Annotated in this window: 18 protein-coding genes; 2 read left to right on the top strand and 16 right to left on the bottom strand. The window is 65.9% G+C overall.

Going from position 1 to position 21,087, the window contains the following annotated elements; genetic code table 11:
- Nucleotides 1-60 precede the first annotated feature (60 nt).
- The 11 genes from J2Y55_RS18705 to J2Y55_RS18655 form a co-directional block, all read right to left on the bottom strand.
- Nucleotides 61-2,277, bottom strand: a complete 2,217-nt coding sequence (locus J2Y55_RS18705; protein WP_310156621.1) for a putative bifunctional diguanylate cyclase/phosphodiesterase — start codon at nt 2,275-2,277, stop codon at nt 61-63.
- A gap of 87 nt (nt 2,278-2,364) precedes the next feature.
- Entirely contained in the window at nt 2,365-3,114 is a 750-nt protein-coding gene (locus tag J2Y55_RS18700; protein WP_310156619.1) for a proteasome-type protease, read from the bottom strand.
- A 49-nt stretch (nt 3,115-3,163) separates the two neighbouring features.
- A complete protein-coding gene (locus J2Y55_RS18695; RefSeq protein ID WP_310156616.1) occupies nt 3,164-3,991 on the bottom strand; it encodes a transglutaminase family protein in 828 nt (275 codons plus the stop codon).
- Between the two features lie 83 nt (nt 3,992-4,074).
- The gene (locus J2Y55_RS18690) at nt 4,075-5,016 is read right to left on the bottom strand and encodes an alpha-E domain-containing protein (protein WP_310156922.1); all 942 of its coding nucleotides are present in this window, start codon (nt 5,014-5,016) and stop codon (nt 4,075-4,077) included.
- A gap of 73 nt (nt 5,017-5,089) precedes the next feature.
- Nucleotides 5,090-6,505, bottom strand: a complete 1,416-nt coding sequence (locus tag J2Y55_RS18685; protein WP_310156614.1) for a circularly permuted type 2 ATP-grasp protein — start codon at nt 6,503-6,505, stop codon at nt 5,090-5,092.
- 350 nt (nt 6,506-6,855) lie between these two features.
- Complete coding sequence (locus J2Y55_RS18680) at nt 6,856-7,821, bottom strand: IS481 family transposase (RefSeq protein ID WP_310156612.1); 966 nt, start codon at nt 7,819-7,821, stop codon at nt 6,856-6,858.
- A gap of 85 nt (nt 7,822-7,906) precedes the next feature.
- On the bottom strand, nt 7,907-8,824 hold the full coding sequence (locus J2Y55_RS18675; RefSeq protein WP_310156610.1) for a dihydrodipicolinate synthase family protein: 918 nt from the start codon (nt 8,822-8,824) through the stop codon (nt 7,907-7,909).
- A 24-nt stretch (nt 8,825-8,848) separates the two neighbouring features.
- A complete protein-coding gene (locus tag J2Y55_RS18670) occupies nt 8,849-9,733 on the bottom strand; it encodes an ABC transporter permease (RefSeq protein ID WP_310156920.1) in 885 nt (294 codons plus the stop codon).
- 17 nt (nt 9,734-9,750) lie between these two features.
- On the bottom strand, nt 9,751-10,710 hold the full coding sequence (locus J2Y55_RS18665; protein ID WP_310156607.1) for an ABC transporter permease: 960 nt from the start codon (nt 10,708-10,710) through the stop codon (nt 9,751-9,753).
- Between the two features lie 25 nt (nt 10,711-10,735).
- Nucleotides 10,736-12,313: an ABC transporter substrate-binding protein gene (locus J2Y55_RS18660; protein ID WP_404978968.1), complete on the bottom strand. Its 1,578-nt coding sequence runs from the start codon at nt 12,311-12,313 to the stop codon at nt 10,736-10,738.
- Between the two features lie 12 nt (nt 12,314-12,325).
- Nucleotides 12,326-13,033: a FadR/GntR family transcriptional regulator gene (locus tag J2Y55_RS18655; RefSeq protein WP_310156605.1), complete on the bottom strand. Its 708-nt coding sequence runs from the start codon at nt 13,031-13,033 to the stop codon at nt 12,326-12,328.
- A gap of 133 nt (nt 13,034-13,166) precedes the next feature.
- Here J2Y55_RS18655 and J2Y55_RS18650 point away from each other — a divergent pair, with 133 nt between their 5' ends.
- Both J2Y55_RS18650 and J2Y55_RS18645 read left to right on the top strand, forming a co-directional pair.
- Entirely contained in the window at nt 13,167-14,120 is a 954-nt protein-coding gene (locus J2Y55_RS18650) for a dihydrodipicolinate synthase family protein (protein WP_310156603.1), read from the top strand.
- A 57-nt stretch (nt 14,121-14,177) separates the two neighbouring features.
- Nucleotides 14,178-15,377, top strand: coding sequence for a mandelate racemase/muconate lactonizing enzyme family protein (locus tag J2Y55_RS18645; protein ID WP_310156600.1), 1,200 nt, complete (start codon nt 14,178-14,180; stop codon nt 15,375-15,377).
- A gap of 6 nt (nt 15,378-15,383) precedes the next feature.
- On the opposite strand, the gene J2Y55_RS18640 is transcribed toward J2Y55_RS18645, so the two are convergent.
- The 5 genes from J2Y55_RS18640 to J2Y55_RS18620 are packed head-to-tail and all read right to left on the bottom strand — an operon-like array spanning nt 15,384 to nt 21,079.
- Complete coding sequence (locus J2Y55_RS18640) at nt 15,384-16,091, bottom strand: SDR family oxidoreductase (protein WP_310156599.1); 708 nt, start codon at nt 16,089-16,091, stop codon at nt 15,384-15,386.
- Complete coding sequence (locus J2Y55_RS18635) at nt 16,088-16,942, bottom strand: sugar phosphate isomerase/epimerase family protein (protein WP_310156596.1); 855 nt, start codon at nt 16,940-16,942, stop codon at nt 16,088-16,090. The genes J2Y55_RS18640 and J2Y55_RS18635 overlap by 4 nt, the downstream gene beginning before the upstream one ends.
- Nucleotides 16,943-16,973: 31 nt before the next feature.
- Nucleotides 16,974-17,588, bottom strand: a complete 615-nt coding sequence (locus tag J2Y55_RS18630) for an NIPSNAP family protein (protein WP_310156594.1) — start codon at nt 17,586-17,588, stop codon at nt 16,974-16,976.
- Between the two features lie 21 nt (nt 17,589-17,609).
- Nucleotides 17,610-19,328 (bottom strand): FAD-dependent oxidoreductase, encoded by a 1,719-nt coding sequence (locus tag J2Y55_RS18625; RefSeq protein WP_310156592.1) that lies wholly within the window; start codon nt 19,326-19,328, stop codon nt 17,610-17,612.
- The gene (locus J2Y55_RS18620) at nt 19,325-21,079 is read right to left on the bottom strand and encodes an FAD-dependent oxidoreductase (RefSeq protein WP_310156590.1); all 1,755 of its coding nucleotides are present in this window, start codon (nt 21,077-21,079) and stop codon (nt 19,325-19,327) included. Before J2Y55_RS18620 ends, J2Y55_RS18625 begins: the two co-directional genes overlap by 4 nt.
- Nucleotides 21,080-21,087 lie beyond the last annotated feature (8 nt).

Genomic DNA, 21,087 nt, shown 5'->3' with positions numbered 1-21,087 from the left:
CTTCGCGTTTGTAGCGGGGGAACCGGTGTCCACTTCGCTCGAAAACGCTCGAGAGCCGGATCAAGCCGCTGCGAGGCGGGCGGCGAAAGGTGCGTCCTGCGCCAGGAGCCGATCGATCTCGTCCGCCGAGACGGCCTTCGAGAACAGGAAGCCCTGCAATTCGTGGCAGCCGATAGCCTGCAGGAAGCGGTGCTGCTCGACCGTCTCGACGCCCTCGGCGCAGACGCGCAGGCCGAGCGCACGACCGAGATGGGCGATCGAATGGACCAGGATCGCCGATTCGCCGGTCGTCTCCATGTATTCGAGGAAGGAGCGATCGATCTTGATCTTGTCGAAGGCGAAGCGACGTAGATAGATCAGGCTCGAATAGCCGGTGCCGAAATCGTCCAGCGCGAGGCCGACCCCGTGGCTGCGCAGATCCATCATCGCGGCCTCCGCCGCGTCGGCGTCCTCGACGACGACGCCCTCTGTCAACTCCAGTTCGAGACGCGCGGGATCGAAGCCGGTCTCTTCCAGAATGGCGATGACGTTGGCGACGAAGTCCTTGTGGCGGAACTGGATCGGCGAGACGTTGACCGCAAGCTTGACGCCCTCCCAGCGCAGGGCTTCCGTGCAGGCGCGCCGCAGCACCCAGTCGCTCAGGGGCACGATCAGGCCGCGCTCCTCGGCGATACCGACGAATTCGGAGGGCGGCACCAGGCCGTGCTCCGGATGCGGCCAGCGCACCAGGGCCTCGACGCCGATGATCGACAGGCCGTCGATCGAGACCTGCGGCTGGTAGTGTAGCACAAGCTGGTCGTCGGTGATCGCCTTGCGCAGGTCCTCCTCGACCATGCGCTTGAGCTGCAGCGAGCGGTTCATGTGCTCTTCGAAGAAGGAATAGCGGTTCCGGCCTTCGTTCTTGGATTGGTAGAGCGCGGTGTCGGCGAGCCGGAGCAGCAAGCCGCGGTCGCTGCCATCCTGTGGCGCGAGCGCGATGCCGATCGAGCAGCCGATCGAGGTTTCCACCCCGAAGATGGTGAAGGGCTTGGTCAGGGCCTCGAGAATGCGTTCGCCCAGGGCGGCGCAGCCGGCCGGATCATGGATATTGGTCTGGATAATGCCGAATTCGTCGCCGCCAAGCCGCGCCACAGTGTCGCCCAGCCGCATGATGCCAAGAAGCCTGTCTGCGACCTGGCGGATCAGCTCGTCGCCGGCGGTGTGGCCATAGGTGTCGTTGACCGCCTTGAAGCGGTCGAGGTCGAGCAGCATGACCGCCAGGCTGGCCCCCGAACGGTTGAGCTGCGCCAGTTCCTGATCGAGCCTGAGGTCGAAGGTCCGCCGGTTCGGCAGCAGCGAGAGCTCGTCCTGTCCGGCGAGGCGCTGGATCTGGCGTTCCCTGAGCGCGACCTGGCTTGCGGCGCCGCGCAACCTCTGGATGACATAGGCGAAGATCGCCGCGAAGAGCAGGCCGACCGCGACGAAGCCCCAGAAGAACTGACGCAGCATGGCGTCGCCTGGGCGTTCGGGCGTCCAGGCCAACCAGGCCTTGACGGCGCCGTCGGGGGCCAGAACCTGACGGCGCGACACCGGATCCTCAGGCATCCGCCCGGTCAGGCGGACATCGGCGACGCGGTAGCGATCGGCGATGTCGTGCAGCACCGCGCTGGTCAAGCGTCGGTAGCCGACGAGCTTCAAACTGCCGGGCCAGGGGGAGACCGCGGGCGTGGCCGCCGCCGCGAGATCGGCGACCAGGACGACGATGGCCTCTTGGCCGTCATGAATGATGAAGCTGACCGTCGGTTCAGCCAGGTTCGTCGCAGGCTCAGTCGCGGCAGCCGAGCCTCCGGGAATGCGCGGGCTGAAATGCTTGAGCCCATTATAGCCGGTCTGGCCGGCCTGCACGCCGGATTCGACACCAGCGAGAACCCGGCCAGTGCCGGTCACGATATAAGCGCCGTCGAATTCCAGGAAGCGCGTGCTGAGGCGCGTGAAAGCGGATTGGAGCGCCGAGAGCGGATCATCGCTTGCGGAGAGGGCGGCCTGCAATTCCCCGCTTGCCGCGAGGCTGTCGAGCCGCAAGCGGCGCAGCTTGAGCTGGCTGTCGATCGCCGCCTCGATGCGGTCGCGCTGGCGCATCGCCTCGAGCTTGTTGGCGTCGCTGGTGATCGCGAACACGACGGCGGCCAGGGCGGACAAGACCAGCAGGAACGCACAGCCGAGCGTCGCCACGGTGCTCTTGAGCATCCGCGCCGACGAGTCCGCGTTGGTCATCTTCGCGACGGCAGGCGCGCGCATCAGCTATCCGAAAAGGGCATCAGGACATGCATAATGCCAAGGGATCGTTGACATCCCGTTGCCGCGGGTGCGGATTCTTTGTGGTTTTCAACCAGTGGGTGGTCCATAGGGCGGGCGCGGTATCGCGGTATGGGCCGCGCGCAACGCTGCCGACCAGCGTTCGCGCAGGTCGTGGAAATAGGGCTCTCCGGCTTCGATCCGGCGATTGAGCTCGGGCTCGGCGACGTCGCGGCGCAGCACGATCAGGTCGATCGGCAGGCCGACGCCGAGATTGGAGCGCATCGTCGAATCCATCGAGATCAGGCCGACCTTGAGCGCGTCGTAGAGATGCGTCTTGTAGGTCACGGCGCGGTCGAGGATCGGCTTGCCGTATTTATGCTCGCCGATCTGGAGGAAGGGCGCATCCATGCCGCATTCGATGAAGTTGCCGGCGCCATAGACCATGAAGAGCCGCATAGGCTGGTCCTTGATCTGGCCGCCGAACAGCATCGAGACGTCGAACTTCACGCCGGCTTCCTTCATGGCGGCGCCATCCATGTCCCTGACGGCGCGAATCGCACGGCCGACGAGCTGGGCGGCGCGGAACATCGTCGTCGCGTTGAGCAGGGTGTCCATCTCGCCGGTTTCGGGATTGGCCAGCCCTTCATGCAGCAGGCTGACCACCGACTGGGTCACTGAGAGGTTGCCCGCTGTCATCAACCCGAAGGTGCGCTCGCCCGGCGTGGAAAAGACATGCAGCTTGCGGAAGGTCGAGACGTCGTCGAGCCCGGCATTGGTGCGGGTGTCGGCGATCATCACCAGCCCGTCCTGCACGAGGATTCCGGCGCAATAGGTCACGAGGTGGGTCCTTGTCGTGGGATTGGCCGGGAGGCTCCCGGCCGCTCCGTCATTGGTTGGCCTGGAAGCCGGCGGCCTGGCGCGCGCTGACGACTACGGAGAGGCGCTCACCGTCGCCGCCCTTGCGCGCCCCGCGCACTGGAGCGGCATCGGAATAGTCGAGGCCCGAGGCGACGCGCACATGGGTGTCGATCGGGCACAGGCCATTGGCGCAGTCGAAGCCGATCCAGCCATAATCGTCGAGATGGACCTCAGCCCAGGCATGGGCGCCGCTGGCATGGGGCAGGGATTGGCTTTCGGCGACATAGCCGGAAACGTAGCGCGCGGGCATGCCGAGATGGCGGGCGCAGGCCATGAAGACATGGGCGAGATCCTGCGCGATGCCCTTGCGCGCCGCGAAGGCGGCGGCGGCGCCGATCCCGGTGCGGTCGGCGGGCTCCTGGCAGGTCATCTCCTCATGCAGCACGTCCATCAGGGCGTGCATCCTGGCAAGCGGCGTTCCTGCTTCGCGCGTCGTCTCCAGCGCAAAGCTGCGGAGCGCCTCGTCTGGCGCGCTCAGCAGCGTGTCACGGCGAAAAACCTCGGGCGGGACGCGCTCAATGCCACCGCGCACGACGCCGGCGAGGTCGGTGGTCTCGATCAGGCCACTGACCTGGATCGCCAGCGTCGCGATCGGGCCATCGGCCGAGAAGGTGTGGATCAGGTTGCCGTGAGGGTCCTGGCCGGCGCGCAGGCGACCATCGACCGTGGGCTCGATGCGCCAGGACATGACGTGCTGGCCGTCATGGTCGCGCGGAGTCAGCCGCAGGATCTGCGTGATGTGCCGGGCAGGCTCGGCATAGGCGTAAGCGATCGAGTGGGAAATCCGGATCCGCATGGCGTCGCTGGGTCTCGGGCGGTGGGGCGGGACGGCCTCTCTTTAACGGGCCATGCGGCTGGAAGCGAGCCCAAGGCCCAATTTCATTGCAGATATTGCTCGATGATGGTGCCTCCAAGGCGATTATTCTCGGTGATGAAGTCCGAGATGAACTCGTGCAGCCCGTGCTGGAAGATGTCGTCGATGCGGGTGTTGTTGAGGTTGGCGAGGGTCTTGCGCGCCTGGCGCTGGGCCGGTCCCTGGCGGCCATAGGCGTCGCCGAGCGCGTCGAGGAAGCGCGAGATGTTCTCGTAGCAGCTCGCCAGCGAGCGCGGCATGCGCCGGTTCAGGATCAGAAGATCGGCGATCAGCAGCGGCTTCACAGCCTCGCGATAGACCCAGTGATAGGCGGTCAGGGCCGAGACCTCGCGCAGGATCGTGGTCCACTGGAAATAGTCGAGCGAGCCGCCGACCTGCTCATTGGCCGGCAGCAGCACATGGTATTTGACGTCGAGGATGCGGGCCGTGTTGTCGGCGCGCTCGACATAGACGCCGAGCCTGGAGAACCAGTAGCCGTCGTCGCGCAGCATGGTGCGGTAGGCCGAGCCGTCGAAGACCAGCGAGACGTTTTTCACCCAGTCCAGGAAGCGCGCCAGTTCCTCGCGGTCCATGCGCTTCTTCTCGAAGCGCTGCAGCTCGAGCCAGGCGCCGTTCAGCGCGTCCCACATCTCCGAGGTCAGCGCGGTGCGCACCGCGCGCGCATTGGAGCGGGCGAGCGCCAGGCAGTTGCGGATCGAGGAGTGGTTGTCGGGGTTGAACGTCAGGAAGTCGCAGACATTGCGCTCATTGGCCTCGCCATAGGCCGTGGCGAAAGCCTCCTCGCAGCCGGCGGTCGAGACTGCGCTCTGCCATTCCGTGCCGGCGCCGCCATAGGCGTGGGGCAGGTTGGTCAATCGGATCGTCGCATCGAGGATGCGGGCGAGATACTCGGCCCGCTCGACATAGCGGGAGACCCAGTAAAGGCTGTCGGCAGTGCGCGAGAGCATGGTCAGTTCGGGCCTTTTCGTGGCGAGGCGCGGTGCGTCGGCGTTCCGTCCGGGTTGGATGCCGCTGTTGATATTATGCATCGAGCACCCAGGTGTCCTTGGTTCCGCCGCCCTGGCTGGAATTGACGACGAGCGAGCCTTCCTTCAGCGCGACGCGGGTGAGGCCGCCAGGCACGCAGGAGATGCCGTTGGCGCCGGAAAGCACATAAGGGCGCAAATCGACATGGCGTGGGGCCACGCCCGAGGCCACGAAGGTCGGGCAGGTCGAGAGGGCGAGGGTAGGCTGGGCGATGAAGCCCTCGGGGCTCGCCTTCAGCTTCTTGCGGAAGGTCTCGATCTGCGCCTTGTTGGCGTGCGGGCCGACAAGCATGCCATAGCCGCCGGAGCCGTTGACCTCCTTGACGACGAGCTTCTCGAGATTGTCGAGCACATAGGCGTTGGCCTCGGGCTCGCGACAGCGCCAGGTCGGCACGTTCTTCAGGATCGGCTCCTCGCCGGTGAAGAACTTCACGATCTCGGGCATGTAGCTGTAGACCGCCTTGTCGTCGGCGACGCCGGTGCCGACCGCGTTGGCCAGCGTGACATTGCCGGCCTTGTAGGCGCCGATCAGCCCGGGCACGCCGAGCACCGAGTCGCCGCGGAAGACGAGCGGGTCGATGAAGTCGTCGTCGATGCGCCGGTAGATCACATCGACCCGCTTGGGCCCCTGCGTGGTGCGCATATAGACGACGTCGTCCTTGACCAGCAGGTCCGAGCCCTCGACCAGCTCGACGCCGAGCTTGTCGGCCAGGAAGGAGTGTTCGTAGAAGGCCGAATTGAACTGGCCGGGCGTCAGCAGACAGATCGAGGGGTCGGAGGGCGCGCTGCGCGGCGCAACCGAGCGCAGTGTCGCCAGCAGTTGGTCGGGATAATTGTCGACGGGTGCGACGCGATGTGTGGCGAAGAGCTCCGGGAAGAGCCTGAGCATCACCTCGCGGTTCTCCATCATGTAGGAGACGCCCGATGGCGTGCGCGCATTGTCCTCCAGCACATAGAAGGTATCGGCATCGACCCGGACCACGTCGATGCCGGCGATGTGGCAGTAGATGCCGTGCGGCACCTGGAAATCGACCATTTCGAGCTGGTAGCAGGCATTGCCATAGACCAGGTCGGGCGGGATGATCCCGGCCTTGAGGCATTCCTTCGGCCCGTAGACATCGGCCAGGAACATGTTCAGCGCGGTCACGCGCTGGCGCAGGCCCGCCTCCAGCTTGGTCCATTCCGGCTTGGTCAGGACCCGGGGAATGATGTCGAAGGGGATCAGGCGCTCGGTCGACTCCTCATCGCCATAGACGGCGAAGGTGATGCCGATGCGGCGGAAGAACAGTTCGGCCTGGCTGCGCCGCAGCGCCAGCGTTTCCGGTGGCGCTTCCTTCAGCCAGCGGTCGAGCTCAGCATAGGCCGGCCGCAAATCGGAGCCGGAGCCGGTCATTTCATCGAACGCGACCATCGCAGGTGTTTTCCCCATTTCGGGCAGCCTATGCCTATTCGCGATCGTTCGGGAAGAGGGCGCATGGTCAGGGCTGCGTCGGTATCTGCCTAATCCTTGAGCAATTCCGGCGTTGGTGTGGCCGGCGCGCTTGTCGAGTCGTCAAAAGGGATGAGGCGCATCGTGCCGAGTTGGGCCGCTGCGGGCCTTCGACAGAATCGCCCAAGGTGGTCCGGCTTGCGTCAGAACCGGCCCGCCTGATCATTTTCGAACCATTGCCTCAGAGCGAAAGTGTCGTTCTGAGGCTCGTCAGGTTTTGATCTTGTATCGGCTTGTCCCGAAAACCGGTTCCCACTTTTCGGGTCGATGCTCTAGTTGTGGAGCCTCAACAGGTTGTCCTCGTCGAGAGCGAGTCTGCTGATTGGGATTTTGGCATTGATGCCACCGTGTGGTCGATGCCAGTTGTAGTGATGGAGCCAACGCGGCAGCTCCTCTGTTCGCCGGTCTGAGTGGTCATAAGGCCTGGCGTAGGCCCATTCGCGCAGCGCGGTTTGGATGAAGCGCTCGGCCTTGCCGTTGGTCTTGGGCGTGTAGGGTTTGGTCCGGATGTGCTTGAGCCCGAGCTCGCGGCAGGCATCGCGGAAGGCGTGGGCTTTGTAGCATGAGCCGTTATCGGTCATGACGCGGGTGACGGTGACGCCGAGGCGCTCGTAATAGGCCACGGCCGCCCTGAGGAAGGCGACGGCACTGGGTGCCTTCTCGTCGTGCTTCATCTCGACGAAGGCCAGCCGTGAGGCATCGTCGATGCAGACATGGGCGAATTCCCAGCCGAGGCCTTCGCCGCGTCCGCGCCGGTTGCTCTGGCGGGTTCGATCTCCCGTGATGCGGTGCCCGACGCCATCGATGCGGCCGAGCTTCTTGATGTCGATGTGGATCAACTCGCCGGGATGGGCGCGCTCGTAACGGCGCACCGGCTCGGCCGGCTGGAGGTCGCGCATCCGGCTCAATCGCGCCCGCCGCAGGATCCGGCTCACCGTCGCCGGCGAGACGCCGACCTGCCGGGCAATGGCCTGACCGCTCAGCTTCTGGCGCCGCAACGCGATGATCTGCTCGACTTCGTCATCGGGTGTCGGGCGATGCAGCCGGTGGGGACGCGACGAGCGGTCGGCCAGCCCGGCCACGCCCTCGGCGGCGAAGCGTGCGATCCACTTATGGACCGTCTTCAGGCTGACACCAACCGCGCTGGCGATCACAACAGATGCCGAGCCAGCAGCCGCCATGGCCACAATCCGCTCTCGACCCAGCGGCGTCAGACGGGCATTCTTGTGGATGTTCATCCGGTTCCTCCCCGAGGGCTCTGAAGCTTCGCAAACTCAGCTTCCTCGCTCGGGACCGGATGGACAACCTATTGAGAGCTCACATCTAGTCGAGAAGCCCGGTCTGCTTGAGAATCGTTTTGACGGCTGCTGCTTCCTCGGCGTTGAGGGAGCGTTGCGGCCGCGCCATCGTGTTGGTGTCGATGACGCCGAGAAGCTGCATTGCCGTCTTGAATGCGCCGACGCCGGCCGAGCCCGCGCTGGTGCGGCCGAGCGAGATCCAGACCATTTCGAACAGCCGGCAGAGCCGTTCCTGCTCCTGGCGGGCCTCGTCCCATTTGCCGGCCTGGGTCAGCCGCCAGAGCTTGACGTAGCCCTTGGGGTCGACGTTGGCGAGGCCCGGCACCACGCCCTGGGCGCCCATCAACGCCGCGTTGTCGACCACAATCTCGGACCCCGTCATCGCGAAGAAATCGGGGATGTCCGCCAGGTCTTGTTTGACGAAGCGGAAATTGCCGTCGTCCCCGCTGGAATCCTTCAGGCCTGCCACGGTGCCTTCGCGGGCGAGCGTGACGGTCGTCTTGCGCTCAAGCTTGATGTGGACGCAGACGGGGATGTCATAGGCGATGACCGGGCGGTCGACCGCCTCGCGCACATAGCGGAAATGGTCGATGGTCTCGGCCTGGCTGGTGCGGGTGTAGAACGGTGCGGTCACGACCAGCGCGTCGGCGCCGGCGGATTGCGCGACCTTCGCATGCTGGATGACGCGGTCGGTCGTCGGGTCGATCACGCCGGCGAAGATCGGCACGCGGCCATTGTTGATCTTGACGGCGTGCTCGATGATTTTCCGACGCTCGTCATTGTCGTGGAAGACGACTTCGCTGGTCGACCCCAGCACGAACAGGCCATCGACGCCGCCCTCGAGCAGATGCTCGATCACGCGGGTGAAGGATGGGTAGTCGACCCGATAATCCTTTGTGAGGGGGGTGACGACCGGGGGAACCACTCCGTGGAAGCGTGCCATGAGTCTGGACTTTCTCTGCTTGAATCACTTGAGGTCTGTGCGCGGATCGAAGGCGTCGCGGAGGCCGTCGCCGATGAAGTTGATGGCGAGCACGGTCGCTACGAGCGCGGCGCCCGCCGGCATCCATTGCGAGGGGTGCAGCTCCAGCACCACGGTCGAGCGCGCTGCCCTCAACATGTTGCCCCAGCTCGCTTCGGGCGGAACGATGCCCATGCCGAGAAAGGAGAGGCCGGCTTCGAGGAGGATCGCATTGGCGAACTGCACGGTGGCGTAGACCACGAGGATGTCGAGCGAGTTCGGCAAGGCATGGCGGAAGAGCAGGTGCCCGAGACCGGCGCCGAAGCCACGGGAGGCGACGACGAAATCGCGTTCGCGCAGCTCCAGCAGGCGAGCTCGCACCATGCGCGACAGCACTGGCCAGGACAGGAGCGAGATCACGAAGATCGTCGGCAGGATGCCGGTGCCGGTGATCGAGGCGAGCACCAGCAGCAGGATGACCGGCGGCAGCGTCATGGCGAGATCGACGAAACGCATGATCGTGCCGTCGAGAACGCGCCCGCCGAAGGCTGCGATCGCGCCGACGAGAAAGCCGATCAGAAGCGAGATCGCCACCGAGACCGATGCGATCAGCAGCGAGATCCGGCCGCCCTGCAGCAGGCGGGCCAAGGTGTCGCGGCCGACCCCATCGGTGCCGAGCCAATGGGCCGCTGTCGGCCCGGAGTTCAGCGCCCGCAGATCGATGCTGTTGGGGGCATAGCGCCACCAGAACGGATAAGTCAGCACGGCGAGCAGCACGGGCACGAGGATGAGCAGTCCCGCGATCGCCGCGCCATTGCGAAAGAAGCGCCCGAGAGCGCGCTGCAGCGGGCTGCGGCCCCGGCTTCGTGAGGTGGCTGCGCCTGCGGCCATGGGCGTATCGGCGCTCATCAGCTCACCTGAATGCGCGGATCGACCACCGCATAGGCAAGGTCGGTCAGAAGGTTGACCAGGATGACGCCGACGCCGATCAGCAGCGTCGCTCCCATGATCACGGGGTAGTCGCGGGTTTCGACCGCCTTGACCATCAGGAGCCCCATGCCCGGCCAGTCGAAGACGCTTTCGATGAAGATCGCGCCACCGATGGCAATGCCGATGGTCGAGCCGATCAGGGTGATGACGGGGAGGATGGCGTTGCGCAGAGCATGCCTGACGATCACCGCGAATTCGCCGACACCCTTGGCCCGGGCCGTGCGCAGATAATCCTGGTTCAACACCTCGATCATCGACGAGCGCATGTAGCGCATGAACAGCGCGGAATAGACGAGCGCGAGCAGCGAAGCGGGCAAGGTGAGGTGAGCCAGCAGGTCGGTGAGCGAGAAGGGCGCGCCCGGCGTCAGCATTCCGCCCGAGGGAGCCCAGCGCAGCACCACCGCAAAAACATAGAGGCCGAGCAGGGCCTTGAGGAAGGCCGGGGTCGAGATGACGAGGAAGGCGAGCACGCCGAGGCCGACATCGATGGCGGAGTTGCGCTTGACCGCGCCGACCACGCCTGCCGCGATGCCCAGGACGATCGCCATCGCCAGGCCGGTCAGCATCAGCAGCAGCGTCGGCCCGGTGCGCTCGACCAGGAGCGGCAGCACGCGTACGCCGGCCCGGTCGATCGAGTAGCCGAGATCGCCCCCGAGCGCCGCGCGCAGCCAGGCGAGATACTGCACCGGCCAGGGCTGGTCGAGCCCGAGCCGTTGGCGCAGCGCGTCCATCTCGACCTGGCTCAGCGGGGCCAGCGGATTGAGGTAGGCGTCGATCGGGTCCCCCGGCGCCAGGCGCAGCAGCACGAAGACCATGATGCTGAGCGCAATCAGCATCATCAGGCCGGCGGCGAGCCGTTTCAGATAGAAGCCAAGCATGGGTTACGCCGTCGTCGAGGGGAGCTCAGGGCGCGATCGACCATTTCTCCGGCGTGGCTGCGAACGGCCCGCCGCCCGGCGCCGGCGTCCAGACGAAGTCCTTGAGCTTGACCGAAGCGACGCCGTAGCGGTTGGCGACCCACATCGTGCCCCAGGGCAGCGTCTTGTTCATGACGGCACAGACGTCCTGATATTTCGTCGTTGCCTTGGCCTGGTCGGTCTCGGCGACGGCGGCATTCAGCGCGGCGTTGAGTTCGGGAAGCTTGATCTGCAGGAAGTTCTGGCCGACGGGCGGGATCTGGCTCTCGTTCAGACCGAGATTGAGCGTTCCGGGATCGGGGCCATTCTGCAGGCCGGCATAGACCAGCGGGAAATCGGCCGGGTTCGGCGTCCTGGACATGACGATGCCGTTATAGCCCGCGGAATCCAATGCGCGCGGCACGACGTTGATGCCGACCTGGGCGAGCATGGACTGGACCGCGGCCATGACGTTGGCGGTCAGCGGGTTGTTGTAATAGGTGATCCAGGAGATCGGCTTGGTGCCGTTGATCTTGTCCCAGCCGGCCTCCTTGAGCAGCTTTGTCGCCTTGGCCGGGTCATAGGCATATTCGTCGAGCCCCTTGGGGATCAGGCTGCCTTCGACATAGCCGCAATCTGCCTTCTTGGCCGCGCCCTTGTAGAGACTGTCGATGATCGTGTTGCGGTCGATCGCGTGCATTACCGCCTGGCGGACGCGGATGTCGTTCCAGAGCGGCACCTGGTTGTTGAAGCCGATATAATTGGCGACGTAGGAGGCGCCTTCGATGATGGTGTAGTCCTTGTTGCCCTTGAAGGTCGGGACGTCGTCGGACTCGATATAGGTGAACTGGATCTCGCCGGCCCGCAGCGCCGAGATCGCCGCAGCCGCATTGGCGAAATAGCGGTTGATCAGGCGGTCGACCTTGGGCTTGCCGCCGCGGTAGGTTTCGTTGGCCGCGAGTTCGACGAACCGGTCGGTCTCGTAGCGCACGAATTTGAACGGGCCGGTGCCGATCGGCTTGGTCGACCACATCGCGTTCTTCGCCATGTCTTCCGGTGCTATCGCGGCGAGCGCATGCGCCGGCAGGATCATCATCTTGGTCAAGCTGACGATCAGGGCGTTGTCGGGCCGCGACAGCTTGACGACGACGGTGCGCGGGTCCTTGACCTCGACGCTGTCGACGGCGGACAGCCGCGCCGACAGCAGGCTCGCAGTCTTCGGGTTCTTGTTGAGCTCGATGGTGAACTTCACATCGGCTGCGGTGAATTTCTGGCCGTCATGCCAGCTCTCTTCCGCCAGCTTGAAGGTATAGCTCAGCTTGTCCTGGCTGATCTCCCAGCTCGCCGCCAATGCCGGCACGAGCTTGGTCAGGCCGGCATCATAAGTGACCAGCGGCTCGAAATAGGTGCTCAGCCATGTGTAGCCGGCCGGCGCCGTCATCGGGTTGAAATTGCCCTGCAGGCCGCCTGGGCCGACGTCGAAGCCGCCGGTGATCGTCTTCATCTGGGCGAAGGCCGGGGTCATCATCGTGCCGACCAGCAACGCTGCGCCGATCAGCGCCTTACGATAGGTCCTCATGGTCATGGTAACCTCCCATTAGCTCGCCTTGCTGGCTGCTATTATTTTTGAGATGCCGTGATAGTGGTGGTCGAGGCGCTCGCGCGCCGTTTCGGCGTCGCGTGCTGCGACCGCTTCGACGATCTCGTGGTGATCGCGCCAGGTGGCGACGGGATCGCGGTTTTCGAGATTGAAGAAGTCCGAGGCCTTGACAAAGGCCTGCCAGAAGATGTCGAGCAGCTTCAGCAGGAGCTGATTGTTCTGGCAGCGGAACAAGGTGCGGTGGAAGCGCCGATCCTCCTCCAGGAAGCTTTTGCCCGCATCGACCCTGGCCTTCATCTGGCCCGTGATGGCGCGCAGTTCGGCGATGTCGTCGGCGCCGATCATCTCCACCGTCCTGCCGATCAACGCGCCTTCCAGCGCGCGGCGAATGGTCAGGAGTTCCTCGAAATCATCGAGCCGGCCGCGCAGGCCGAAGGCGAGGTTGTCGAGCAGCGGGGCGAAGGAGAAGTCGCTGACGAAGATGCCGATGCCGCGCCTGGTCTCGACGATGCCGACGGATTCCAGCGCCTTGACCGCTTCCCGCACCGAATTGCGGCTGACGCCAAGCTGCTGGGCGAGGTCGTTTTCCGGCGGAAGCGGGCTGCCCGGAGGCAGGCCGCTCTCGTCGATGTAAGCCTTGACGCTTTCGAGCACCGAGGCGTGCAGCGATTGCGGTTTCACCAGAGGCTTGATCGTCCGGTTCACGGGCCTTCGACCTCGTCATGGGTGGCGCGCGGGGTGCCCTCTCCGAGCACTGGCGGATGCCGTCCGTTGGTTGATCGATATTTACTTGTAGGATATCCCTTAAGTCAACAAGGCGACGGGACGGGACACGACGATGGCCGGGAAGCTCGAGCGAGCGGGCAAATGGGGCAAACTGCGCGGCAACTGGGCGACGCTGCTGCTGCCGATCGCGCCCGACGGCGCCATCGATCTGTCGGGGTTAGCCGACGAGATCGAGGTTCTGATCGCCGCCAAAGTCGACGGCATCTATTCGAACGGCACCGCCGGCGAGTGCTGCAACCAGACCGAGGCCGAATTCGACGCAATCCAGCGCATCCTGGCCGAGCACTGCAGCCGGTCGAAGACGCCCTTCGTCATCGGCGCCTGCCAGCCCGATCCGAGCCTGGCGCTCGACCGGCTGCGCCGGGCGGTTGCGCATGCGCCCGACGGAATCCAGGTGATCCTGCCGGATTGGTGGCCGGTCACCGATCCCGAGGCCGTGGACTTCCTGCAGATGGCGGCCGAGGCGGCGGGAGACATCCCGCTCGTGCTCTACAATCCACCGCATGCGAAGCGCGTGCTGTCGCCGGCCACGCTGGCCACCGTGCTGAAACAAGTGCCCGCGGTCGTCGGCGTCAAGCTCGCTGACGGCGATGCCGACTGGTACGCGGAGGCTGATCAGCATCTGCGGGACTGGGCGCTATATGTGCCGGGCCACCATCTCGCGACCGGGGTTCAGGCTGGCGTCGCGGCCGGGGCCTTCTCCAATGTCGCCTGCCTCAGCCCGCGCGGCGCCCAGCTATGGACCGAGATGATGCGGACAGACATCGCAGGGGCGCGCGAGATCGAGCAGCGCATCTGCGAATTCATGGACATGCATATCCTGCCGTTCCGGCGCGACCATGGCTATTCCAACGCCGCCCTGGACAAGCTGCTCGCCGCAATCGGCAATTGGGCACCTGTCGGTCCGCGCCTGCGCCGGCCCTATCGCTGGATCGACGCAGCCGAGGCCGAGCGGCTGAGGCCGATCGCGCGGCGCATGATGCCGGAGATCATGGACGCGCGCTGAGTCCGGCCAAGTGTAGCCGTGGTCCAAATGGTGGCCATGGTCGAAACGAGGGAACCCATGCCTGAGATCACCGGAGTTCGCTGCGTCCTGTTGAGTTCACCCTATGCCGATGCGGATGAGCGCGAGATCAAGGCCTGTTTCCCGAACGGGCCGAAGCGCACGATCGGCATGGTCGAGGTGACGCTGGGCAATGGCGTGACCGGCATCGGCGAAGGCTATCTCGCCGTGTTCGCGCCGCTGGTGTTCAAATCGATCGTCGATCTCTGCACCCCGCTGATGCTGGGCAAGGACGGCTTCGACATTCCACGGCGGGTCAAGGATCTGCGCTCGCTGTGCGATTACTGGTCGCTCCAGGGCGCGGCGCGCCATGTCATCAGCGCGTTCGAGGCCGCGTTGCAGGACGCCAGGGGCAAGAGCCTGGGCGCGCCTGTCCATGAGCTGCTCGGCGGGGCGAAACGCGACTCGATCCAGATCTATGGCAGTGGCGGCTGCTGTGACGCCAAGCACCAGTTCATCCGCGAACTCGACCTTCTCGGCGCGAAGGGCATCGGCATCTACAAGATCCGCTCGCTCAAGCGCGACATCTGGCGCACCGTCTGGGCGCTGGAGGAAGCGGCCAGGCGCGGCATTCGCGTGGCCGTCGACATGTGCCAGAATCTGGCCGATCCGCCGCAGCCCGTGGACGATGTCGTCGCCTTCGTCGAGGCCGTGCATGCCAGGACGGAGCAGCGCATGCTGTTCCTCGAAGAGGCCGTCGGCCCCGACAGCCCCGAGGCCTTCCGCGAGCTGCGCCAGCGCATCGACGTTCCTGTCTGCGGCGGCGAGATCATCACGACACCGAAAGAGATGATCGAGCGCATGCGCGCCGGCGCCTATGCCTTCGTCCAGCCCGATGCCTCCGTGATCGGCGGCGTCAGCGCGGTGATGGAGATCTTCGCGGTTGCGGACGCACTCAAGATCGACGTCGTCGTGCACGCCTGGGGCGGAGCTGCCGCGATCATGGCGAATTACCATGCCGCCTTTGCCGGCGGTGGCGGGCTGGTCGAACTCCCGATGCTCGATTTCCCCCTCGGTCGCGAGATGATCGGCGACCAGGGACGGATCGCAAACGGTCGCCTGCTGCGCCCCACCGCGCCGGGCCTCGGCCTGACGCTGACGCCCGAGATGGAAGCGCGCTACCCCTTCGATGAGAGCGCTGTCTATAGCTGCGTCCTGAATGATTGGGGTCCGCCGCCGGACAACCACTGGAAGCCCTGACAGCCTCTAATAGGTGGCCCGGCCGCCCGAGAGATCGAAACAGGCTCCTGTCGAGAACGAGCATTCGTCCGATGCCAGCCATGCGATCAGGGCCGCGACCTCATCGGGACGGCCCGGGCGGCCAAGCGGAATCTTGGCGACGACCGTCGCATAGGTCTCCGCCGACATCTGTTTGATCAGATCCGTCGCGATCACGGCCGGAGCGAGGCAGTTCACGCGCACCTCCGTATCGGCCAGTTCCTTGGCCAGCGCCTTGGTCAGCGCGATGACCGCGCCCTTCGCCGCCGAATAGGCCGTCATCATCGCATTGCCTTCCTTCCCGGCGATGGAGGCGAGGTTGACGATCCGCCCGGCATTGCGCCGTCGCATTGCCGGTACGGCGGCGCGGCAGCACAGGAAGGTGCTGGTCAGGTTCACGTCGAGCGTGCGGCGCCAATCCGCCAGGGTGTAGCGCTCGATGGGCTGGTTCGGGCCGGTGATGCCGGCGCAGTTCACCAGAATGTCGAGATGGCCATGACGGGCGAGAAACCGTTCCATCGCGGCATCGACAGCCTCCTCGCTGGTGACGTCGACCCGGTCGTCGGCGGCCTCCGCCAGGTCCCAGGTCACGACCGTCGCGCCTGAAGCGCGCATGCGTTCGTTCACGGCAAGGCCGATGCCGCCGCAGCCGCCTGTCAGGAGCGCCGTCTTGCCGCGCAGATCGATCGCGTTCATGTGCTGGTTCCCTCGCGCAGGCTCGCGCCGCGCGCCACGGCTTGATCGCGCTGAGCGAGTATCGCTTTCGTCGCCTCGAGCGCCTGGCGGGCCCATTCACGCTGGCCGAGCGCGGCCATGCGTTCGAGATGGGGCACCTCGACGCTGACCGGCAAGTCCTGCGGCAGTTGCGAGAAGATGCCGACGAGGTCGATGCCGCCTTCACCCGGCAGCAGCCGCGCGCAGCGGGCGGTGTGGATCAGGCCCTCATCCGTCTTCGGAATTGCGCCCGGCGCGTCGCAGATCTGGGCATAGCTCAAGCGCTCGGCCGGGATCGCCGCGATGTCGGCCAGCGTCGTCTGCGAGCGGCCTGCGTGCAGAGCATCGACCAGCACGCGGCCATTGGCCTCGCCCGCTTTGGTGACGATCCGCAATGCGGTGCGGCCATCGGGCACCTTGGTCCAGGGCATGAATTCCAGGTCGCCGGTCAGGCCATAGGGGGCTGCCGCCGCGCAAAAGCTGGCGAAGGAGGCCGTCAGCCTCGCCTCATCTGGGTCGTCTCCGGCGACGAGGATCGCGCGGGCTCCGAGCTCACCGCAGAGATCGAGGAAGGGTCGAAAGGCCTCGACCTTGAAGTCGGCCGCAAGCCGGACGATCTCGACATCGAAGACGGAAACGCCGCTATCTGCGACGCGCCGCTTTGTTTCCCTCAGGAGCGCCGGTTCCTCGATGAGGCGGCTGAAATCGCCGCCGGGAGCGGCCGGTAAGGCGCGCAGGCCGACTGCGTCATAGCCGAGTTCGGCGGCAAGCGAGACGGCGTCCGGCGGAGCAAGCGGGATGCTCGTCAGATAGGCGAGCGAAAGTGTCGGCATCATAGCGCTTCCGTCCTTGCAAGGTTGCCGGTCAGGACAGGGGAGAGATCACGGTGGGCAGCGCGATCGTCGAGTGCATCTCGCCGGTCAGCCACTCCGGCCCGCCCTTCGGCGGCCAGATGCCTTTCGCGACGGAATCGGCGCGAACCGAGGCGCGCGCATCCAGGCTGGCGAAAGGCCAGATATGGGTGAAGCGCGGCGGCCCGTCGAGCGCATGCATGGCGATCACCAGTGGCGAAAGCTTAACGCGCTCGGGTACGGCGGCTTCCCAGGCCGCGATGGTCGCCGGCACGCCGCCAGGCTTCAGCTTGTAGGTCCTGATCTCATAGACCTTGCCGAGCTTGCCCGGCTTGACCGGCGGCAGGAAGGGGAAGGGCGCGTAGCTGTCGAAATGCAGCCTGGCGATGTCGTCGCCGGCGCCGAACGGGTTCGTCGTGTCGAGCGCGCGCTGGCGCTCGACCTGGAGTTCGATATCGTCGGGAAAGCCGCGCAGCACGAAAATCTCGTTGAGCACGCCGATCTCGCTCGTCCAGCAGCCGAGCAGCGTGCCCTTGGCTTCGGGCGCCTTCACATAGGCGTCGATGCCGGCGACGACGCTGGCCGCCTTGCCGAGCTTTACGGTCAGGGTTGCGATCTCGTAGCGCATGGGAAACCTCTTTCGCTGGAGTCAGGAACGGTTGTTGGCGAGCGGGACGCCGGCCGCGTCATGGGCTGCGACGAAGCCGAAGGTCATGGCCGGGCCGAGCGTGATGCCGCCGGCGGGATAGCGCCCGGCCATCATGCTCGACATGTCGTTGCCCACGGCATAGAGGCCCGGAATCGGCCGGTCCGCGGCGTCGAGCACATGCGCGCTGGCGTCCGTCCTCAAGCCGGCGAAGGTGCCGAGGCTGCCAGGCACGATCCTCACCGCGTAGAACGGCGCAGAAGCGATCGGCGCAACGCAAGGGTTGGGCTGATGCGAGGCTTCGCCCTGGACGCGGTTATAGGGGCTGTCGCCGCGGCCGAATTGCGGGTCGCTGCCTCGCTTGGCGTCGTGGTTGTAGGAGGCCAATGTCGCCTTGAGCCCGGCCGGATCGATGCCGCAGGCGCGGGCGAGCGCGTCCGGGCTGCGGCCTTTGCGCAGATAGCCGTTCCGGAGCCAGAACCCGGTCGGAAAAGGGCGCGGCCGCACGCGGCCAAGTCCGTAGCGCCGCAGGAAGGCGTGGTCGCAAATCAACCAGGCCTCGGCCGCCTCGCCGGGAGGCGTCGCGGAAAAAAGCCCCTTCATCACATCGTGATAGGAATCCGCTTCATTGACGAAGCGGCGCCCGTCGCGGCGCACCATGATCAGGCCGGGCTTGGCCCGCTCGATCAGATGGGGAAAGCGTCCGACATCGCCATTGGCCTTCGGGACGAGCGAAACCGGCGCCCAGGCCCCGGCATCGGAGAGGCCGGCTCGAACATGGCCACCGGCTTTTTCGCCGAGCCGGATACCGTCGCCGCTATTGGCAAGAGGCGCGGCCGACCAATGTTCCTGTCCCGTGGGTGCATGAGGAAACAGCGCTGCCTTGCGGGCCGTGTCATGCGGGAAGCCGCCGGCCGCGAGCACCACGCCGCGCCTCGCGCGGATCGCGAGCGGCAGCCCAGCCTTGGTCGCGACCACGCCGACGACCTTGTCTCCCGCGCGGATCAAGTCGCCCGCCGGCGTCCCGGCCATCAGGCGCACGCCGAGATCATCGGCCGATTTCAACAGGCGGGCGACGAGCGCATTGCCATTGACCAGATGCATGCCACGGCCATGGCGCAGCATGTCGAAGGCATGCCGCCCGAGTCGGCGCGCGACATGGAGGAAGGAGGACAGCGAGCGGGTCGCCTTGAGGAAATGCTGCAGATCGGCCCCGGAGGCGATGCTCATGCCGAAGGGGGCGACCTCGGCCAGCGGCGGACGCAGATCCTTGATCCGGGAGCCCAGCATCCGACCATCGATCGGCGCCGCGCAGAGCGAGCGGCCGCCCGTCGCCGAACCGTCCGAGCGGTCATGAAAATCCGGAATCCGGTTGCCATCGATGAAGGCGAGGCTCGTTTCATTCTGGAAGAAGGAGACCATGCGCGGCCCTTGCTCCAGCAGCATGGCGACGAAGTCCTCGTCATAGCCGTCGCCGAGTTCGCTGCGCAGATAGCGGCGCGGCACCTCGATATCCTCATCGATGCCGGCGGCCTGGGCGAGCGGATTGCGCGGAATCCACATCCAGCCGCCGGACCAGGCGGTGGTGCCGCCGAACTGGGCCTCCTTCTCGATCACGATCACGTCGAGCCCGAGCCAGGCGGCCGTGACTGCCGCCGACAATCCGCCGGCTCCCGAACCAATGACGAGGAGATCGCAGGAGAGTTCGTCTGGCCCGCTCATCCCGCGACTTCAGCCCGATGCGAGGCCGGTCCCGTTGCGGCGTCGCGACGGCCCAACGCATGCTGGATCGCACGGTAGGCGAAGGTGAGCGCGGGGCCGATCGTGATGCCGGGACCTGGATAGGTGCCGCCCATGACCGAATTCGCTTCATTGCCGCAGGCATAGAGCCCACCGATCGGCCGGTTCTCGCCATCGAGCACGCGAGCCCATTCGTCGATGACGAGGCCGGTCGCCGCGCCGATATCGCCGGGCACGAGCTTCACCGCATAGAAGGGCGCGGTCGCGATCGGTCCGAGCGTTGGGTTCGGGCCCCTGGAAGCATCGCCATTGGCACGGTGATAGGCGGTGGCGCCGCGACCGAATTCGGGGTCGATCCCGGTCCTGGCGTAGCCGTTCATATTGGCGACGGTCTTTTCGAGGATGGCCGGCACCATGCCGAGTTTTTCGGCGAGGGCGGCCACCGTCCCGCCCTCGATGAGATAGCCGTCGGCGAGATAGGGCTTGAGGTTCTTCGCGCCCATCCGGACCTGGCCCAGCCCGTAGCTCTTCAGGCCGGCAGCGTCGGTGATGATGTAGCAGGGTATCGTCGGCGTGCTGCAATTGGCCTCGAACATCGCGCGGACAAAGAGGTGGTAGGAGGTCGATTCATTGACGAAGCGGCGCCCGCTCTGATCGACGCAGACGGTACCTGGCTTGCTGCGATCGAGCACGAAATGCGGGAAAACGGCGGTCGAACCGTCGGGACGCATCCGCAGCGAGACCGGCGCCCAATAGGCATTGTCGAGATTGCCTTCGCCGAGACGCGCGCCGAGCCCGAGCGCCAGGTCCTGCATCTCACCGGTATGGCCGGGCGCGGCCGGGCTGAAGTCGGGAGCGGGCGAAGCCAGCAACTCCGCGCGGCGCGTCTTGTGCCGGTTGAAACCGCCCGCCGCGAGCACTACGCCATGGCGCGCCTCGACTTTTCGCGTCTGTCCGGCTTGCGCGAGCACGACGCCAGCGACGCCATCCGCCCCAGTGAGGAATTGCGAGACCGAGGTTCCAAGCAGGACCGCGCCGCCATGCTTCTTCAAGCTGAGCAGCAGCCGCCCGATCAGCGCATTGCCCATGACGAGCCGCGTGCCGCGCGGGCTCTTCAGCCTGTCCAGGCCATAGCGAGCCAGGATCGCGGCGGCGTGCCGAAAGGATTTCCAGGATGCCTTGAGACCGAGCAGATGGCCGATATCGGTGCGGTCGACCATCATGCCGCCGAAAAGGGTGAATTCAGGGATCGGCGGGCGGATGCGGGCGAGGTCGTCGCCAAGCTCGCGGCCGTCGAAAGGCAGGGGCTCGAGCGCCCGTCCGCGCATGGTCGCGCCCTCGACCTGCTGCTCATAGTCCGGATGAGTGGCGTAGGGACGGAATTTGACGTCGGTTTTCGCCTCCAGCGCCGCGACCGCGTCCGGGCCGCTCTTCAGAAAGGCTTCGCGCAGGCTTGCGGAGGAACGATTGCCGACGACGCCGGCCAGGAAGGCGGCCGCCTTCTCGAAGCTGTCATCGGTCGCGACCTTGCTTGCATGCAGCGAATTCGGGATCCAGGTCGTCGCCGCCGAAAGCGCGGTGGTGCCGCCGACATATTCCGTTCGCTCGACGACGAGGACGGATTTGCCGGCGATGGCCGCGAAGACGGCAGCTGCCAGCCCGCCGCCGCCGGCGCCGATGACGATGATGTCGTAGCTGGCGTTGTCGGGAATGGCGTCGATGCTCTGGAACATGGATGGCC

It is taken from the genome of Allobosea sp. BE125, assembly GCF_031456075.1.
GTDB lineage: Bacteria > Pseudomonadota > Alphaproteobacteria > Rhizobiales > Beijerinckiaceae > Allobosea.
This window is presented reverse-complemented; position numbering and strand designations above follow the sequence as displayed.

What these genes read in the sequence shown, in the direction of transcription:
- J2Y55_RS18705 (WP_310156621.1), bottom strand. Translation starts at nt 2,277, where the DNA reads ATGCGCGCGCCTGCCGTCGCGAAGATGACCAACGCGGACTCGTCGGCG.
- J2Y55_RS18695 (WP_310156616.1), bottom strand. Translation starts at nt 3,991, where the DNA reads ATGCGGATCCGGATTTCCCACTCGATCGCTTACGCCTATGCCGAGCCT.
- J2Y55_RS18690 (WP_310156922.1), bottom strand. Translation starts at nt 5,016, where the DNA reads ATGCTCTCGCGCACTGCCGACAGCCTTTACTGGGTCTCCCGCTATGTC.
- J2Y55_RS18685 (WP_310156614.1), bottom strand. Translation starts at nt 6,505, where the DNA reads ATGGTCGCGTTCGATGAAATGACCGGCTCCGGCTCCGATTTGCGGCCG.
- J2Y55_RS18680 (WP_310156612.1), bottom strand. Translation starts at nt 7,821, where the DNA reads ATGAACATCCACAAGAATGCCCGTCTGACGCCGCTGGGTCGAGAGCGG.
- J2Y55_RS18675 (WP_310156610.1), bottom strand. Translation starts at nt 8,824, where the DNA reads ATGGCACGCTTCCACGGAGTGGTTCCCCCGGTCGTCACCCCCCTCACA.
- J2Y55_RS18670 (WP_310156920.1), bottom strand. Translation starts at nt 9,733, where the DNA reads ATGGCCGCAGGCGCAGCCACCTCACGAAGCCGGGGCCGCAGCCCGCTG.
- J2Y55_RS18665 (WP_310156607.1), bottom strand. Translation starts at nt 10,710, where the DNA reads ATGCTTGGCTTCTATCTGAAACGGCTCGCCGCCGGCCTGATGATGCTG.
- J2Y55_RS18660 (WP_404978968.1), bottom strand. Translation starts at nt 12,313, where the DNA reads ATGACCATGAGGACCTATCGTAAGGCGCTGATCGGCGCAGCGTTGCTG.
- J2Y55_RS18650 (WP_310156603.1), top strand. Translation starts at nt 13,167, where the DNA reads ATGGCCGGGAAGCTCGAGCGAGCGGGCAAATGGGGCAAACTGCGCGGC.
- J2Y55_RS18645 (WP_310156600.1), top strand. Translation starts at nt 14,178, where the DNA reads ATGCCTGAGATCACCGGAGTTCGCTGCGTCCTGTTGAGTTCACCCTAT.
- J2Y55_RS18640 (WP_310156599.1), bottom strand. Translation starts at nt 16,091, where the DNA reads ATGAACGCGATCGATCTGCGCGGCAAGACGGCGCTCCTGACAGGCGGC.
- J2Y55_RS18635 (WP_310156596.1), bottom strand. Translation starts at nt 16,942, where the DNA reads ATGCCGACACTTTCGCTCGCCTATCTGACGAGCATCCCGCTTGCTCCG.
- J2Y55_RS18630 (WP_310156594.1), bottom strand. Translation starts at nt 17,588, where the DNA reads ATGCGCTACGAGATCGCAACCCTGACCGTAAAGCTCGGCAAGGCGGCC.
- J2Y55_RS18625 (WP_310156592.1), bottom strand. Translation starts at nt 19,328, where the DNA reads ATGAGCGGGCCAGACGAACTCTCCTGCGATCTCCTCGTCATTGGTTCG.
- J2Y55_RS18620 (WP_310156590.1), bottom strand. Translation starts at nt 21,079, where the DNA reads ATGTTCCAGAGCATCGACGCCATTCCCGACAACGCCAGCTACGACATC.